This is a genomic window from Blautia sp. RTP21359st1_E11_RTP21359_211015, assembly GCF_040910705.1.
GTDB classification, from domain to species: Bacteria; Bacillota; Clostridia; order Lachnospirales; family Lachnospiraceae; genus Blautia_A; species Blautia_A fusiformis.
In genome coordinates, this window is sequence record NZ_JBDGAB010000075.1 from 1 (window position 1) to 16,053 (window position 16,053).

Below are 16,053 nucleotides of genomic sequence, written 5' to 3' on the forward strand. Positions count from 1 at the left end.
GACAGCTCGTTTATTTTATCTCATCTCTTTTTGTTTGTCAAGCACTTTTTTAAGTTTTTTTCAAACATTTTTGAGTTGAGATTTTGTTGTCGTTTCGTTGACGACTTGGATACCTTATCATATCTTCTGTCTTTTGTCAACTGTGAATTTCATTTTTCTGAAATTCTTTTTAATTGTTTGTTTTTTGAAAACAATTATTTGCGACAGCTCAGTTATAATACCACTGGGAGTTATGCTTGTCAACCATAAATTTCAATTTTTTTAGATTTTCCTGGAAGTTTATTTTTATAGGACAATTTCTTTTCTGCTATCATTCATCCATTATGCTATTATCTTCCTGTTTATTATTTTATATGTGTTGTTTTTTATAATAAGACTCTTCGCTGGATGGCGCTACGCCGGTCGCATTTTCAATGCGGTAAGTGCGAGGGAAGGCGATCTCAGAGTTCCGTAGCCCGAACGCCCTCCCTCGCGCTCCCACCCCGTTGGGCACGGAAGGAGTTCTGCGTTGTTGTATGTACTGCGTTGTTGACTTTTGTCTGTATGCTTCGGTATTGGATGTGGAACGTTGTGCCGATCTGGTTCCTGGATTCTTCGGTACTTATGGTGGTATGCTGTGCCGATCTGCGATCTGGTTCTGGGATTCTTCGGTACTTATGGTGGTACGCTGTGCCGATCTGGTCCCTGTATTCTTCGGTACTTATGGTGGTACGCTGTGCCGATCTAGTTCCTGGATTCTTCGATATTTATAGTGATACGCTGTGCCGATCCCGTTTCTGTATTCTTCGATACTTATAGGAATATTCTGTACCGGTCTGACATTTCAGGACAGGACGCCCAGTCCGTTTCCATCCCCCGCATGTTTTTTCCTGTCGGTTGGAAGCGTCAGCCAGAGGAAGGTGGCATCGGGCCGGGCTGCTGCGGAGGAGGGGTGATTACTACTTGGGCTGCGGGAGACGGCGTTATTGCGGCAGGGTCTGCTGTCTGAGCCGAAGGCGAGTTCTGGCCCTGCCGCAATGCTTTTAGCCGTCTCACGGAGCCCTAGTAGTATCCCCCGACGGAGTCCCTGCCCGGTGCGATGCCACCTTCCTCTGGCGTTCCTCAACCACATCCACCTCTCAAAACCTCAAAAACATCCCCGACTGCATCCACTCCCGGAGCGATGCCACCTTCCTCTGGCGTCCCTCGACCACATCCACCTCTCAAAACCTCAAAAAACATCCCCAACTGCATCCACTCCCGGGCCAATGCCACCTTCCTCTGGCGTCCCTCAACCACATCCACCTCTCAAAACCTCAAAAACATCCCCGACTGCATCCACTCCCGGAGCGATGCCACCTTTCTCTGGCATCCCTCAACCACATCCACCTAACAAAACCTCAAAAACACCCCCAACTACATCCACTCCCGGAGCGATGCCTCCTTCCTCTGGCGTCCCTCAACCACATCCACCTCTCAAGACCTCAAAAACATCCCCGACTGCATCCACTCCCGGAGCGATGCCTCCTTCCTCTGGCGTCCCTCAACCACATCCACCTCTCAAAACCTCAAAAAACATCCCCGACTGCATCCACTCCCGGAGCGATGCCTCCTTCCTCTGGCGTTCCTCAACCACATCCACCTCTCAAAACCTCAAAAACACCCCCGACTGCATCCACTCCCGGAGCGATGCCTCCTTCCTCTGGCATCCCTCAACCACATCCCCCTAACGAAACCTCAAACGTATCCCCGCCTGCCTCCAATGCTAAGAGCAGACGTCAAAAAAATCTCTCGCACAGACATGAGACTCCGGCATTCTCTTTCCCTGGCCTTCCGTAAAAAAATAAAATGTATTATACTTATTGACAAGCGGATAAAAACATCCGCCTCTGTTTATGGCAAATATCACACAAAGGGAGGTTTTTATCATGGAATACAGACGTTTTGGAAACACGATCTATCTTCGTCTTGATCCGAAGGAAGAGATCTTGGAGGAGATCGGCAAGGTTGCAAAAAAAGAGAATATCCGCCTTGCACAGGTCACAGGCCTTGGCGCCATCAATGATTTCACTGCAGGCGTATACAACACAGTGACAAAGGAATACCACTCTATTCAGTTCCAGGGAGCGTTTGAGATCGTATCACTTACCGGTACCGTTACCCGCAAAGACGGTGACGTTTATCTTCATCTCCATATCGCAGCCGGTGACGAGGAAGGCCATGTACACGGCGGTCATCTGAACCGTGCCATCATCAGCGCTACTGCCGAGATCCAGATCCAGGTGATCGACGGAGAGATCGGCCGTGAGTTCAGTCAGGAGATCGGTCTGAATCTGTTTAAATTCTGATTTTGCCAGAGGGATTCCGGACACAGTCTACTGCTTTACAGTTTAAAAATTTCATCACACATAAAAAGGGTGAAACTACACAGCATAATGCTGTCAGCTCACCCTTTTCTTTAGCTTCAATATTGCCCTCTTCCGCACTCTCTGTCACGGTTCCGGCTTCCGCCAGCGGCATTTCCTCCTGTGCATAGGCCGTCACGGTTCCCGCTGACAGAGATGTGACTGTCACGGACGCCGCAAGCAGCCAGGCCATGATGGTACTCGTCTTTTTTCGCATACCTGTTCCTCCCTTTTCCTCTAATTCACTTTACAGTTTTCTATAAAGCTGATATCACTGTGAATTTGCCTGATATTTTCTGTTCTGTCAACAAAGTGGATTTTAACAAAATCTGGTCAAACAGCTATTCGCAATTGAAGCAGAGGACTTCCCTGATTCACCGACATTTACATTGACAAATTCCCCTGTTATGATATACTTTGATGATAAAACTATTTTATACTAAAATTATTTAGCGAAAGCAAATGAATGTGAGGATCTGATCATTATGAAGAATTTTAAAATCGGTGATAAACTTACGAGATTTCCCCTGATCCAGGGTGGAATGGGCGTTGGCATCAGCCTTGGCCGTCTGGCAGGCACCGTTGCAAAGGAAGGCGGAATCGGAATCATTTCCACCGCTCAGATCGGCTACCGGGAAAAAGATTTCGACCGGAATACCGAAGAAGCCAACCAGCGGGCTATCCTGTCCGAGATGAAAAAAGCACGCAGGATTTCTCCTGACGGTATCATCGGCTACAACATCATGGTTGCGCTGAAGGAGTACGCATCTCATGTAAAAGCCGCTGTCCATGCCGGCGCTGACCTGATCATCTCCGGTGCAGGACTTCCTACAGAGCTCCCTGCTCTTGTCAGCGGAAGTAAAACAAAGATCGCCCCCATCGTCTCAACGGACAAATCTGCAAAGGTCATCCTGAAATACTGGGAAAGAAAGTACAAGCGCACTGCAGACCTTGTGGTGATCGAGGGTCCCCAGGCAGGCGGTCATCTGGGCTTCCACAAGGAAGAGCTGGATTCCTATACACCGGAAGCCTACGACAATGAGATCCGAAAGATCGTCCAGACTGTAAAAAGCTATGCCGCAAAATTCGGCACGGAAATCCCTGTAGTAGCTGCCGGCGGCATCGCCACGCACGAGGATGTAAAGCATGTCCTTGATCTTGGTGTGGACGGCGTTCAGGTTGCCACCCGTTTTATCCCAACGGAAGAATGTGACGCAGACATCCGGCTGAAAGAATCCCTGATCCACGCCGCAAAGGACGACATTGCCATTGTAAAAAGTCCGGTAGGTATGCCGGGACGTGCCATTATGAACTCCTTCATGCAGCACGTCATGGCCGGTGAAAAAATCCCGCACAGTCCCTGCCACCGCTGCCTTGCCAAATGTTCCCCCGGCGAGATCCCTTACTGCATTACAGACAAGCTGATCGCCGCCGTAAAAGGCGACGTGGAAAACGGCCTGCTGTTCTGCGGAGCAAAGGCCTATATGGCAGATAAGATCGAAACCGTGCACGATGTGATCGCTGATCTGTTTGACACAGAATCGGAGTGCATCCGGCTGTCATAAAGATAAACCTGCGCCGCTAGGCGCACCTAAACAAAAAGCCCCTGCTTTCATTGCTTTTCGCAGTGAAAACAGGGACTTTTTGTTTTTCTACCGGTTATCGATCTTTTCCGGGTACATGTCATGCTCTGCAAGGCGTTTCCAGGCAATCTCCTCCCATCTGGTTCCGGCTTTTCCGTAATTGCAGTATGGATCAATGGAAATGCCGCCTCTCGGCGTAAATTTTCCCCAGACCTCAATGTATTTCGGATCCATGAGACGGATCAGATCCTTCATAATGATGTTCACGCAATCCTCATGAAAATCTCCGTGATTGCGGAAGCTGAAAAGATACAGCTTCAGAGATTTGCTCTCCACCATTTTTTCACCGGGTACGTAGGATATCGTGATCGTCGCGAAATCCGGCTGTCCGGTAATGGGACAAAGGCTTGTAAATTCCGGGCAGTTAAATTTTACAAAGTAATCGTTGTCCGGGTGCTTGTTCAAAAATGTTTCCAGTACCTCCGGAGCATAATTGTCCGGATATTTTACTTTCTGATTTCCGAGAAGGGTGATCCCTTCTTTTTCCAGGTTTTCTCTGCTCATATTTTTTCCTTTCTATGGTCAAACGGATATTTATGATCCAATCTATCTGTCAAGTGCCGGGTCCTTCACTCCATTGAGCCGGAATGCCTCTGCTCTGTCAATACAGGTTCCACACACACCGCAGGGCTTTTCGCCGCCTTCGTAACAGCTCCAGGTCAGTTCATAAGGAACATTCAGCTCCAGGCCGGTTTTTACGACCTCTGCCTTTGTGCAGCTGACAAAAGGCGCCTCAACCTTCAGCTGGCCGCCGCTTCCCTGATAGATCGCCTCGTTGATCGCATTGTGAAACGCACTGCTGCAGTCCGGATATGCATTTCCGGCTGCATCATCCGCATGTGCTCCGTAATAGATCACGCTGCAGTTTTTTGACAGCGCAATACTTGCTGCCGAGGAAAGAAACAATCCGTTCCGGAACGGCACATAGGTTGACACTGGTGAGCCATCGGTTTCCTTCAGCTGCTCTGCATAGCTTTCGTGCGGGATCTCTCTGTCTGAATGCTTCAGAAGCGAACAGTCACTGTACCGGAAGATCGGCTCCAGATCCAGATAAAGATGCTCCACTCCGTAATATTCTGCTGTTTTTCTGGCAGCCTCGATTTCTTTTGTGTGCTTCTGTCCATAAGCTACTGTTAATGCAATTACATTCTCTTTTCCATATTTGTTTACGGCAAGCCCCAGGCAGGTGGTGGAATCCACACCGCCGCTTGCAAGTACAAGTGCTTTCATAGCGTTCTCCTTTTCTGCGGTATTTCTTGTTATATTGTGATATGTTTTCCTGTCATACTCCCCGTTTCTGCGGGTCCCAGATCACCTTATGAAGCTGGATCTGAAGCTTTACATCGTTGAGCTTTTTTTCCATAAGGAAATCCACGATCTCCACCGGCTGGATCCTGCCAAATACAGGGCTGAAATAAACTGCCGTTTTTCCGACCAGCCTGTACTTTTCCAGGATTTCCAGGGCTTTTTCCATATCTCTGCGGCTACTGACCACGAATTTCAGCGTATCCTCACTGCCCAGAAGCTCCAGATTGGAAAGGAGCATCTCTTTTTCCATGCCGCTGTCCGGTGCTTTATAATCCATGGTAAAGGACGGACGTTTTTTTAATATATGATAAGGCTTCAGATCTACGCTTCCATTGGTCTCAATCTCCACCCGCTGGGATGGATCCTCCAGGATTGCCTCGATCAGCTCCTCCATCCCTTTCCGCAAAAGTGGTTCCCCGCCTGTAAGTGTCACATTTTTTACACCTGCCTCGCGGATCCAGGAAAGAATCTCTTCTTTTGTCAGCCTTTCACTCTCACACCCCGGCTCATTTGCCCAGCTGGTATCACAATAGCTGCACTGAAGATTGCAGCCCTTAAACCGGATAAAAGCGGCAAGCTCTCCTGCCCGTCTGCCCTCTCCGTTGATGCTGACAAATTTCTCTACAACCTGATAGGTACTCATAGCCATACCGCCTCCGTTTCTTCTTCCGTTTTCCGGTAAGCTGCACAGTTATTTGGTGTTTCGTAAACAACAGCTCTTTTTACAGGATAGCCCTTTTCTTCCATTTTTCTGAAAAAATACTCTGAAAAATTCTCTGCTGTAGGGCGAAAGGGAACCTTCACCAGATGAAAGCCTTCCTCATCCAGTGCTTCCAGCGTTTTCGGACGTAATGTATTTTCTTCATAGATCAGCGTGTGATCCATGGAATCTGCCAGCTCCCGAAGATCCTTTTTCAGATCTCCGAAGTCTACCAGCATCCCTCGCTCCTGGCCGTTTTTCTCCAGCTTCCGGCTTTCGATCTCAATCTCCACATGCCAGCGATGGCCATGGATGTTGGAACATTTGCCGGTGTAACCGGACAGAAAGTGTGCCGAATCGAAATCTGCTTCTGTTTTTAACTGATACATAAATTTTTCCTCCTTCTGGATCTGTCACACCACCCGGATATTTCCATAAATAAAAAAAGCCGGGATTCCCGGCCTTGATCCAGTTAAAGTAAAAAAAGGGCAGACCCGCCACGAGTCTGCCCTGATTCTCACATCTTCTTCAGCCCTGGTTTTATTTATAGACAGGATGGTACAAACGAACTGTCTTATATTAATTTGTATGGTATTTCCGGAGATACTGCATCAAACGATAATTCGGACCAGATCATCCGCGTTCGCTGCTCACTCATGAGCGCAGTCGCTCCACAACGATCTATGGGAACTTTCAGCTCCGGAATTACGGTAAATTTTCTGCAGAATTATCTTCTTCCGCAACACTTCTTATATTTCTTACCGCTTCCGCACGGACACGGATCGTTGGGATAGATTTTTCTTGCAGATGCCGGCTGCATCGGCATTGCTGTCGGCACAAAGCTGTTCGGCATTGCAGTGTGCGGCTTGCCTGTGGCAAACGGCCATACTGCTCCTGAGATCTCATTCGGTGTGTAACCGCGGAATTCCAGCATTCTTGTGTTATTGTTTGCCTCCATGATCAGCTTTGTAAATTTCTCAAGTTGCTCATCGTTAAACTGGATCCCCTTCTGGTTCAGGTTTTCCATGATTGCTGACATTCTGCCATCCATGGAGCATTCTTTGTAAATAAAGAACAGTACCTGATCCTTCACTGCATCGGAAACCTTCATCTCATCCAGCAGGAATCTGCCCAGTCTCTGGTAAGAAGCAGATTTTGTTGGATACCCGTTTTCGGAATAATCCAGGATCTCATCTACAGACGGAATATAGAATTTCCGTCCACCCTGACGTCTCTCGATATCCTTGTAGATGTTATTGACCAGTGCGGATTTCAGAATCAGCTGATCCTCCGCAAGCTCACAGATACAGGCCTTCTCCGGAATGGTATGATACAGCTCGATGAAGCTGTCATATCCGATGTCAAAACCTTTTCTCTGCTTAAACATCTCATATACGGTCTTTGCCGGTGCAGATACATACAGATAGCTTACCATAATAAGGCAATCCTTCAGCCAGTTTACCTGGCTGCGAAGTGTCTGGAACTCCGGTGTATTGATCTGATCGTAAACAGCTACAACCTCTGCCGGAACTTCTGCGTAATCATCACTGTAGGAAACAAGGTAGCCCATATCGTTCAGCCATTCTAATGTATTCCACTCATCCTCTGTAACATGGAAGCATTTTCTCTGAATAGCCGCCTCAAAAGCCAGTACCTCCTGATCGTCTGCTACGAGGAAGCTTGCTTTCATAACCTCCGGTTTAAGAACCTCTGCGGCAACCTTTGCGGCGATCTCTTCCTGATCCATTCCCTTGCAGTGAAGTCCAAGCTCACCTGCAATGCTGAGAAGGTCTTCTTTACGATAGGACATGAGGAAATCTTTTACTGTAGGATTTCTTCTGCTGCCTGTGGCTGCCTCATCTGCTTTTGCAGCTCTGGCTGCTGCCTCTACTGCCGCTACTGTTGCAGCAATGTCTTCCGATGCTTTGGCTGTTTCAGCCTCAGTTTCAACTGCTGCAGTGCATCCCAGCTCCGGTGCCTCTGTCCAGTACGGATCATCCTCACCCTTTACTTCTTTTATAATAGAAGGAGCTTCTGCTGTTCCCTCGTCTTTCTTCTCAATATCAACTCTGTATTCCGGAGCTTCCTTATCCGCACCATACTGACGGAAGGTAAACCATTTCTCGGAATCCATAAGCTCTACAGTCTCTGTCTCGCCTGCATTTAATAATGTGAAATTATTCTTCGCTTCTCCGTCACCGTTCTCACGGATCTGTACTTTTTTCTGAAAAAATTCAATCTCATATAGGCTGCCTGCCGGATACTGAACCAGTTTTTCAAGCATGGCTGCCATATTTGCAAATGTAACGTCAGCCGCAACAGTACAGCGTCTCCATACCGGCGGTTTCGTTCCTTTTCTTGTGATTTTTAACTGATAAAACATTCCTGTGTTCCTCTCCTGTAAATATATGCCGGATCAGGAGATACGAATAACTCCTGATCCGGCGTAAGCAACTTCCCCTATGTTATACAAAAATAGAGAAATTGTCAATATTTGAGAGGCTTCTACAACACAATATCATATTTCTCAACCTGGATCACAGCATTTCCGTCACTGTGGAACAGGATCTCATCTGCTTCCACTGGTGTTGGGATCACGGTAGTCGCAGTTTTGCTTCCATCATTGATAAAAAGCTCTATGGAGCTTCGATCCAGGATAAAACGCAGCTTCAGATTTTGTCTGTCATCTGTGATCTGGAGCTTTCTTGTACATACAACATCACGCTGCACCCCGCTCCAGGTTCTGTCGATTTCCAGTATCTGTCTTTTTCGATCATAGGTAAAGACCGTTGTATATTCTTCATTGCGTGCAAGCTCGATCCGGAACTCATTGTACACATCCAATGCTTCCTGATTTGGATTTCCGGAGTTCCTGCTTCCATCCATGATGCCATCTGCGTTCTGCAGTTCCACAGTCAGATCGATCATTCGGCCACGGACGCCTTCAAGGCTTAAGCTCTCACCCACTTTTACATTCTCATAACAGCAACGGTTTTTCCGATAATTCTCAATTTCTCGGACCGGCTTCTGCCAGATCTTTCCGTCACGATATTCCAGCTCTCTCGGAAGAGTCATCATTCCCTGCCATCTCTGCTTTTCCTTGATCACACAGCTATCCCAGGATTTCATCCAGGCGATCATCACTCTTCTTCCATCTGGAAGAAGGGTTGTCTGCGGCGCATAAAAATCAAGTCCGTAGTCCAGACTTACCGGTGCGTCTTTTTCAAATGTATGTTTTTCGCTGTCATAATCTCCCGTAAAATACAGGGAATTATGTCCATTATGAAACTCATACCCTTTTGCACGCATATGCTGCGGAGAACAGATCAGCACATGTTTATCCCCGAGCGGAAAGAAATCGGGGCATTCCCACATAACACCGATTTCTCCTGTGGAGTTCTCCGCAAGAATTGTTTCAAATTTCCATTCTTTCAGATCTTTACTGGAAAACAGAACTACCTGTCCAGGAATTTCTTCGCTGCGGCATCCTACGAGCATATGGTATGTTCCGTTATCTTCCCATACCTTCGGATCACGGAAATCAACTCTGCTGCATTTCTCCGGAAGCATATCCCCGGTGACTACCGGATTTTTCTCTGCCTTTACATAATCTTTTCCGTCACCCCAGGCAATGCACTGATTCTGCCGGACTTCTTCTTTTCCATCAGGCAGCTTTTCTGTTGTAACTCCTGTGTAGATCAAAGCCTGTTTTCCATCCGCTTCAATAGCACTTCCGGAAAAGCATCCCTCTCGATCATATTCCTGATCCGGTGCAAGCGCTGCAGGAAGCTGCTCCCATCTGATCATATCCTCCGTCACACTGTGGCCCCAGTGCATAGGGCCCCAGTCACGGCTGTAAGGATGATACTGGTAAAAAAGATGTACCTTTCCTTTAAAAACAGAAAATCCATTGGGATCATTGATCCAGCCAACCGGTGCAGATACATGAAAGGCCGGTTTCTCTTCCTGCGGGATATTTTTTGCTTCCTCTATTTCATAAAGACGTGCTTTTTCAAGTTTTTCACTCATACTCTGCTCTCTCTTTCTTTTTTATGTTTCTGACCGGTATCTTTTTCTGTTTTTATTTCTCTGTCTCACTAAGAGACTTCTGATACTGGTCAAAATATTTCTGTTTGATTGCCAGATAATCAGACAGTCCATACTGCTCCATCTTTTTCAGATAGGAATCCCATTCTTTATCGATGCCGCCATTCAGGATCCAGTCTGCTTTTTTCTGTTCCGCATACTTCTTGATATCCGTGTCGTACTGAGATACCTTATTGGTATCATCAATACTCATAAATACATTCGGATACACATATTTACTGTTCATATCCTTAAGATATGTTTCGTGCATATTGTCGAGACGCCATTTTGCATCTGCCGGCTCTGTTACATATACATCGTAATACTCGTTAAGTATTGCCAACGGTCCGTTTACAGACTGTGCTTCACGAACCTCTACCGGAGATGCATCTCCCAGATCCATATGTTTCAGCATCTGACCACCTTCTGCATTCTCGGACATCTCAAAGATATTAAATGAATCTTTTTCCCCGTAAGTACCCCAGTTATTCTGCGGAGACTGGATCGGTGCATACATCTGATCGATCCATGCTGCTGCCAGTGCCGTATTTCGACAGCTTGTAGTCAGAACGCAGCGTCCTCTGTCAAAGCCACTGGTTTCACTGTTATTCTGTCTTGTGATATTTACAAGACCATCCGGACCGGCCAGCGCCGGGAGCATTACATAATCTTCATTGTTATCAATATTTGCAATATCCCAGGTGAAACACAGACCATATCTGTGGTTCTTACCTTTTGCAACATAAGTTGACCATTCCTGGGTAAAAGCCTCCGGATCCACCAGCTTTTCTTCTACCAGCTGATGGAGCCACTGAATACCTTCTTTATAGCCTTCCTGTACAGTTGTATAAATAACGGTTCCATCATCTTTCACTGCAAAATGATCACCGGTGTCACCATATCCTTCTCCGAATCCGTTGATGAGAATTGCAGGATCCTGATCACCATTATTGATGATAAAGGACATCGGGATCACACCACCCTCAATGTTGAATTTCTTTTCCAGTTTATCTGCATTGTCGCGGAAAGCGATCAGAACCTGTTCCAGTTCCTCAGTTGTAGTCGGAACGTCCAGCTTCAGATAATCCAGCCATTTTTTATTAATGTAGGGAATATCTCCAATTGCCTGAATGGCTTCTTTCCCCGCACCAAGCTGCTCGATCCATGGGAAAGAATAAATATGTCCGTCCGGTGCTGTACACATTGTTCTGTATTCCGGGTATTTTTCAAATACAGCCTTAAGATTCGGCATGTATTTATCAATGAGATTTTCTACCGGAATAATGATTCCCTGTTTGGCATAACGAAGAAGATCATAATCACTCATCCCTGCGTTAAAAAGTCCATCCGGAAGATTTCCGAACTGTGCCAGCGCCAGATTTTTTTTGTCATCAAACTGATCCGATACAAAACAGGTCCAGTCAATGTGGACATTGGTCTGCTTTTCCAGTCTTTTAAAAATCGTTCTTTCATTAGGTTCCTGTGTAGATGTTGCAGGTGCACTGGTAATAAAAGACAGCTCTGCTTTTTCTTTCAGAGGAAAGGACACATCTTCCACCGGGATATCCGGATCTGTTTCTGCTTTCATGTGTTCTTTTCCGTTTCCACATCCGGCACTGCATACCATTATAATTGCAGAAAGCCCGATTGCCAATAATGCCTTCATTCTTTTTTTCATCATTATCAACCTCCTGTCATCAGCCTTTTACAGAACCAACCATAATGCCCTGGTCAAAATATTTCTGGAAGAATGGATACATGATCAGAAGCGGTAAACTTGATACAATGATCGTAGCATATTTCAGAAGTTCCGCTACCTTTGCCATCTGTGCAGTACTCTGGATATCTGCGATCATTCCGGGCTGCGGTGTATTCTGTACAAGGATGGAACGAAGTACCAGCTGCAATGGCTGCAGTTTCGCATCATTCAAATAAATCATAGCGTCAAAATAACTGTTCCACATTCCTACAAAGGACCACAGTGCAAGCACTGCGATGATCGGTTTGCATACCGGCATCATAATCTTGAAAAAATGCTCGATTTCCGTGGCACCGTCAATGGCAGATGCCTCTCTGAGTTCCTTGGGGATAGACTGATAATAGGTTCTGGCAAGGATCATGTTCCAGACATTAAACGCACCTGGAAGCAGGATTGCCCAGATTGTATTTACCAGATGCAGCTGATTGATCAGGATAAAAGTCGGGATCATTCCTCCACCGAAAAACATGGTAATGAGAAAAATAACATTGAAGAAATTTCTTCCCACAAATTCTTTCTTGGACATTGGATATGCTGCCAGCAGAGTTACCAGAACTGAAATAATGGTAAACACCAGGGAATAAAAAAATGAGTTTGCAAAGCCTCTCCAGATCATATTATTTTCAAGAACTCTGCGGTACGCATCGATCGTCCACTTCCGCACATCAAAGCTGATCCCCTGGCTGTTCAGCACATTCGGATCCATAAAGGATGCGATCACAACATATAAAAGCGGAACCAGAATGGAAAGTACAAATGCACCCAGAAGTACGTATCCGATTCCTAAAATGGCTTTGTCAGATGCCGAATATTTCTTTTTCTTTGCTTTTGCCATAACAGCACCTCCTATAATCCCTCTCCGTCATTCAGTTTCTTGACTACCCAGTTTACAAAGATCAAAAGAATTACATTGATCACTGAATTAAACAGCCCCACTGCTGTAGAATATCCATAGTCTCCATTCAGAAGACCGATTCTGTATACATAAGTAGAAAGAATCTCAGATGCAGGAAGGTTCATATCTGTCTGCAGTGCATATGCTTTTTCAAAACCAATGCTCATAATATTTCCGGCCTGAAGGATAAACTGGATCACAATGATGTTTTTAATAGCCGGAAGCTGTACATACCAGATCTGCTGCAGGATATTTGCTCCATCCACCACTGCTGCCTCTTCCAGATCCTTACTTGCATTGGCAAGTGCTGCAGTATACATAATGGATGCCCATCCGGCTGTCTGCCAGATTCCGCTGGCTATGTAAATGGTACGAAATGCTGCCGGCATAGTCATCCAGTTGGCATCGGAACCGATCAGTTTATTCAGCGGACCTACCGGTGAAAGAAACATACGAACCATACCGCAGAGTACGATAACGGAAATAAAATTCGGCGCATAGATCAGAAGCTGAATTTTTTTCCTGATCCCGGCTCTCCGGATCTGATTCAGAAGAAGTGCCAGGATGATCGGAATCGGAAATCCCCACAGTAGTCCGTAAATACTCAGTTTCAGAGTGTTCACAAGATAATTCATAAAATCCGGTGATGCCAGAAATCTCCGGAAGTATTCCAGTCCTACCCATTTGCTTCCAAATACACCATCAATGACATTGTAGTCCTCAAAAGCGATCAGTACACCACCCATGGGCACGTATTTGAAGATGATCGTCAGAAGAAGTGCAGGCAGCAGAAAAAACACATACAGCTGCCAGTTCTTTTTCACATACTGAAGCTTTTCTGCAGCAGTTCTTTTTCCTGCCGGAACAGCTTTCGCAGAACCTTTTTTCATTCTCTTTTCCTCCCTTTTTTGTTCTTTCGTTCTTGTTTAGTAACCGGTAAAGTAACCGGTTACTTTATAATTTGATACTACTATATGACATAGCTTCTGTCAACCTTTTTTGTTAATTTATTCAAGAAAAGTTACCGGTAACTTAACTGGTTATTTTTTTATTGCTATTTAACGTCTGTATTGTTATACTTAATTACATCAATCCAATTATCCTGTACGGTCTGCAGATTTCTCTTATATGATCACATCTGCATTCCGTATCATAACTTTCTGCTGTTAAAAGGAGACTATTTTTTTATGGCTAAAAAACAGGTAACATTTGCCGATATTGCAGAATACACTGGTTTTTCCAAGACTACGATCTCCAGATATTTCAATCATCCGGATTCTCTGACCCTGGAAAATCAGGAAAAGATCGCAAAAGCCCTTGATGAGCTCGGCTACAGAAAAAACAAGCTTGCCAGGGTTCTTGCCAATGGAAAAAGCGAATTTGTAGGGATCATTGTCCCGAACCTTTATCTTCATTATTATTCCGAAATGCTGACACAGCTTCTTCGAAGTTACTCCGATTATCATTACAAATTTCTGGTTTTTGTCAGTGATGGCGGCCCGGAGAAAGAAATGCAGTATCTGGACGAGCTGATGGCTTATAAGATTGAAGGACTTATTGTTCTCAGCCATACTCTTTCCTCTGAAAAACTGGCTTCCTATAATATTCCTGTGATCGCCATTGAACGTGAAGCGGAACATATATGCAGCGTTACAACAGACAATTACATGGGCGGCATGCAGGCTACTTCTCTGCTGATACGTAATCAGTGTGATGTACTGATCCACATCAATGTCCATGTACCTGAGAATATTCCGGCTTATGACCGTATCCGTGCCTTTGAGGAAACATGCCGGGAATATCATGTTCCTTATGAACTGAACCTTAATGTTTCCGGTGATTCCTATCAGGAGCTTTTTGAACAGATGCGTGTGATCTTTCAGGATATTGACAGTAAATATTCCGGTCAGAAAAAAGGCATATTTTTATCCAATGATACTTACGCAAATATGTTTCTCAATCTGATCTTCCAGAAATATAACTGTCTGCCGGATGAATATCAGATCATCGGATTCGATAATTCACCCATTGCTGCGGAGTCCATCATTCCGATCACTACTGTTGGACAGCAGATTGATGTGATCGCACAGACTACCATGGAACTGCTTGTGGAACAGATGAACGAAATGAAGAAAAGAAAACCGGCACCGCTTCAAAAACCGATCCACAAAAAGATCACTCCTGTTCTGATACGACGACAGACAACCGGAGACTGAAAATACTTACAACATTTTTCCATATTCCATAACAACCCGTATATTCATGTACCGGAAACTTCATGCTATAATTCTGTGGAAAAATGTCAGATAACCATTACCGCCGGGAAATATTTTACAGGTTTCCCGGCATCTATAAATATCTATTCAGGGAGGAAATCATGAAAAAAGATCAGGAAATTTTTCAGGAACGTTTAAACCATCATCACGACGAGCTTCGATGGCTGTACACAGAGCTTTATCACAATGACGATATGTTTGCAGAGCTCTGCGACCAGATGTACCAGTATTTTACAGCACGCCGCCGCGCGCTCAAAAACCGCGACCTGGAAAGAGAAAAAAATCCGGACTGGTTCCGCCAGAAGGATATGCTTGGCATGATGCTCTATATTGACAATTTTGCCGGCAACATCAAGGGAGTTTCTGCCAAGCTTCCATATCTTAAGGAATGCAACGTGAACTGCCTGCATCTGATGCCGTTCCTTGATACCCCGAAGGGCCGTTCCGACGGTGGTTACGCAGTAGCCGACTTCCGCAAAGTCCGCCCGGACCTTGGTTCCATGAAGGATCTGGCTGCCCTTGCAGATAAATGCCACAAAAACGGAATGAACCTGTGTATGGATTTTGTTATGAACCACACTTCCGAGGATCATGAGTGGGCCAAAAAAGCACGCCAGGGTGACGGCGAATATATGAGCCGTTACTTCTTCTACAACAACCGTGAGATCCCGGACGAGTACGAAAAGACCGTACCACAGGTATTCCCAACCACTGCTCCGGGGAACTTTACCTGGCTTCCGGATATCGGTCACTATGTCATGACTACCTTTTATCCGTACCAGTGGGATCTGAACTACGGCAATCCCCGTGTTTTCAATGAGATGATGTACAACTTCCTCTTCCTTGCAAACCAGGGAATGGACGTGATCCGTATCGATGCGGTTCCGTATATCTGGAAGGAACTGGGAACTCCCTGCCGTAACCTGAAGCAGGTGCATACGATCGTTCGTATGATGCGTATGATCGCCGAGATCGTCTGCCCAAGTGTTGTACTTCTGGGTG

General features: G+C 45.7%; 14 protein-coding genes. 4 read left to right on the forward strand and 10 right to left on the reverse strand.

The annotated features are described in order from the left end of the window. Positions 1 to 1,907 precede the first annotated feature (1,907 nt). Positions 1,908 to 2,327, forward strand: a complete 420-nt coding sequence (locus tag AB5026_RS17290; protein ID WP_044962367.1) for a PPC domain-containing DNA-binding protein — start codon at positions 1,908 to 1,910, stop codon at positions 2,325 to 2,327. Here AB5026_RS17290 and AB5026_RS17295 read toward each other — a convergent pair. Continuing rightward, positions 2,317 to 2,601, reverse strand: coding sequence for a hypothetical protein (locus tag AB5026_RS17295; RefSeq protein ID WP_173776076.1), 285 nt, complete (start codon positions 2,599 to 2,601; stop codon positions 2,317 to 2,319). The genes AB5026_RS17290 and AB5026_RS17295 overlap by 11 nt on opposite strands. Before the next feature lie 268 nt (positions 2,602 to 2,869). Here AB5026_RS17295 and AB5026_RS17300 point away from each other — a divergent pair, with 268 nt between their 5' ends. After that, positions 2,870 to 3,949, forward strand: coding sequence for an NAD(P)H-dependent flavin oxidoreductase (locus AB5026_RS17300; RefSeq protein WP_368214003.1), 1,080 nt, complete (start codon positions 2,870 to 2,872; stop codon positions 3,947 to 3,949). An 87-nt stretch (positions 3,950 to 4,036) separates the two neighbouring features. Here AB5026_RS17300 and queF read toward each other — a convergent pair whose 3' ends face one another. The 9 genes from queF to AB5026_RS17345 form a co-directional block, all read right to left on the reverse strand. After that, complete coding sequence (gene queF / locus AB5026_RS17305; protein WP_059086405.1) at positions 4,037 to 4,531, reverse strand: preQ(1) synthase; 495 nt, start codon at positions 4,529 to 4,531, stop codon at positions 4,037 to 4,039. 42 nt (positions 4,532 to 4,573) lie between these two features. Further along, positions 4,574 to 5,290, reverse strand: coding sequence for a 7-cyano-7-deazaguanine synthase QueC (queC, locus tag AB5026_RS17310; protein WP_256164017.1), 717 nt, complete (start codon positions 5,288 to 5,290; stop codon positions 4,574 to 4,576). Between the two features lie 19 nt (positions 5,291 to 5,309). Further along, on the reverse strand, positions 5,310 to 5,978 hold the full coding sequence (gene queE, locus AB5026_RS17315) for a putative 7-carboxy-7-deazaguanine synthase QueE (protein WP_287096801.1): 669 nt from the start codon (positions 5,976 to 5,978) through the stop codon (positions 5,310 to 5,312). Next, positions 5,975 to 6,424 (reverse strand): 6-carboxytetrahydropterin synthase QueD, encoded by a 450-nt coding sequence (queD, locus tag AB5026_RS17320; RefSeq protein WP_287071006.1) that lies wholly within the window; start codon positions 6,422 to 6,424, stop codon positions 5,975 to 5,977. The genes queE and queD overlap by 4 nt, the downstream gene beginning before the upstream one ends. A 338-nt stretch (positions 6,425 to 6,762) precedes the next feature. After that, positions 6,763 to 8,418: a YecA family protein gene (locus tag AB5026_RS17325; protein ID WP_287071007.1), complete on the reverse strand. Its 1,656-nt coding sequence runs from the start codon at positions 8,416 to 8,418 to the stop codon at positions 6,763 to 6,765. Positions 8,419 to 8,540: 122 nt separating this feature from the next. Further along, positions 8,541 to 10,064: a glycoside hydrolase family 32 protein gene (locus AB5026_RS17330; RefSeq protein WP_118170136.1), complete on the reverse strand. Its 1,524-nt coding sequence runs from the start codon at positions 10,062 to 10,064 to the stop codon at positions 8,541 to 8,543. Between the two features lie 52 nt (positions 10,065 to 10,116). Beyond that, on the reverse strand, positions 10,117 to 11,799 hold the full coding sequence (locus AB5026_RS17335; RefSeq protein WP_114002699.1) for an ABC transporter substrate-binding protein: 1,683 nt from the start codon (positions 11,797 to 11,799) through the stop codon (positions 10,117 to 10,119). A 19-nt stretch (positions 11,800 to 11,818) separates the two neighbouring features. Continuing rightward, complete coding sequence (locus tag AB5026_RS17340) at positions 11,819 to 12,715, reverse strand: carbohydrate ABC transporter permease (RefSeq protein ID WP_015526648.1); 897 nt, start codon at positions 12,713 to 12,715, stop codon at positions 11,819 to 11,821. A gap of 11 nt (positions 12,716 to 12,726) precedes the next feature. Further along, positions 12,727 to 13,665, reverse strand: a complete 939-nt coding sequence (locus tag AB5026_RS17345) for a sugar ABC transporter permease (RefSeq protein ID WP_015526649.1) — start codon at positions 13,663 to 13,665, stop codon at positions 12,727 to 12,729. Positions 13,666 to 13,962: 297 nt separating this feature from the next. Between AB5026_RS17345 and AB5026_RS17350 the strand changes: the two genes are divergently transcribed. Then, positions 13,963 to 14,991 (forward strand): LacI family DNA-binding transcriptional regulator, encoded by a 1,029-nt coding sequence (locus tag AB5026_RS17350; protein ID WP_368214004.1) that lies wholly within the window; start codon positions 13,963 to 13,965, stop codon positions 14,989 to 14,991. A 161-nt stretch (positions 14,992 to 15,152) separates the two neighbouring features. Next, the coding region (locus AB5026_RS17355) for an alpha-amylase family glycosyl hydrolase (RefSeq protein ID WP_368214005.1) at positions 15,153 to 16,053 on the forward strand (901 nt) is incomplete at its 3' end.

Coding starts and splice junctions, on each gene's coding strand:
- AB5026_RS17290 (WP_044962367.1), top strand. CDS start 1,908: ATGGAATACAGACGTTTTGGAAACACGATCTATCTTCGTCTTGATCCG.
- AB5026_RS17295 (WP_173776076.1), bottom strand. CDS start 2,601: ATGCGAAAAAAGACGAGTACCATCATGGCCTGGCTGCTTGCGGCGTCC.
- AB5026_RS17300 (WP_368214003.1), top strand. CDS start 2,870: ATGAAGAATTTTAAAATCGGTGATAAACTTACGAGATTTCCCCTGATC.
- queF (WP_059086405.1), bottom strand. CDS start 4,531: ATGAGCAGAGAAAACCTGGAAAAAGAAGGGATCACCCTTCTCGGAAAT.
- queE (WP_287096801.1), bottom strand. CDS start 5,978: ATGAGTACCTATCAGGTTGTAGAGAAATTTGTCAGCATCAACGGAGAG.
- queD (WP_287071006.1), bottom strand. CDS start 6,424: ATGTATCAGTTAAAAACAGAAGCAGATTTCGATTCGGCACACTTTCTG.
- AB5026_RS17325 (WP_287071007.1), bottom strand. CDS start 8,418: ATGTTTTATCAGTTAAAAATCACAAGAAAAGGAACGAAACCGCCGGTA.
- AB5026_RS17330 (WP_118170136.1), bottom strand. CDS start 10,064: ATGAGTGAAAAACTTGAAAAAGCACGTCTTTATGAAATAGAGGAAGCA.
- AB5026_RS17335 (WP_114002699.1), bottom strand. CDS start 11,799: ATGAAAAAAAGAATGAAGGCATTATTGGCAATCGGGCTTTCTGCAATT.
- AB5026_RS17340 (WP_015526648.1), bottom strand. CDS start 12,715: ATGGCAAAAGCAAAGAAAAAGAAATATTCGGCATCTGACAAAGCCATT.
- AB5026_RS17345 (WP_015526649.1), bottom strand. CDS start 13,665: ATGAAAAAAGGTTCTGCGAAAGCTGTTCCGGCAGGAAAAAGAACTGCT.
- AB5026_RS17350 (WP_368214004.1), top strand. CDS start 13,963: ATGGCTAAAAAACAGGTAACATTTGCCGATATTGCAGAATACACTGGT.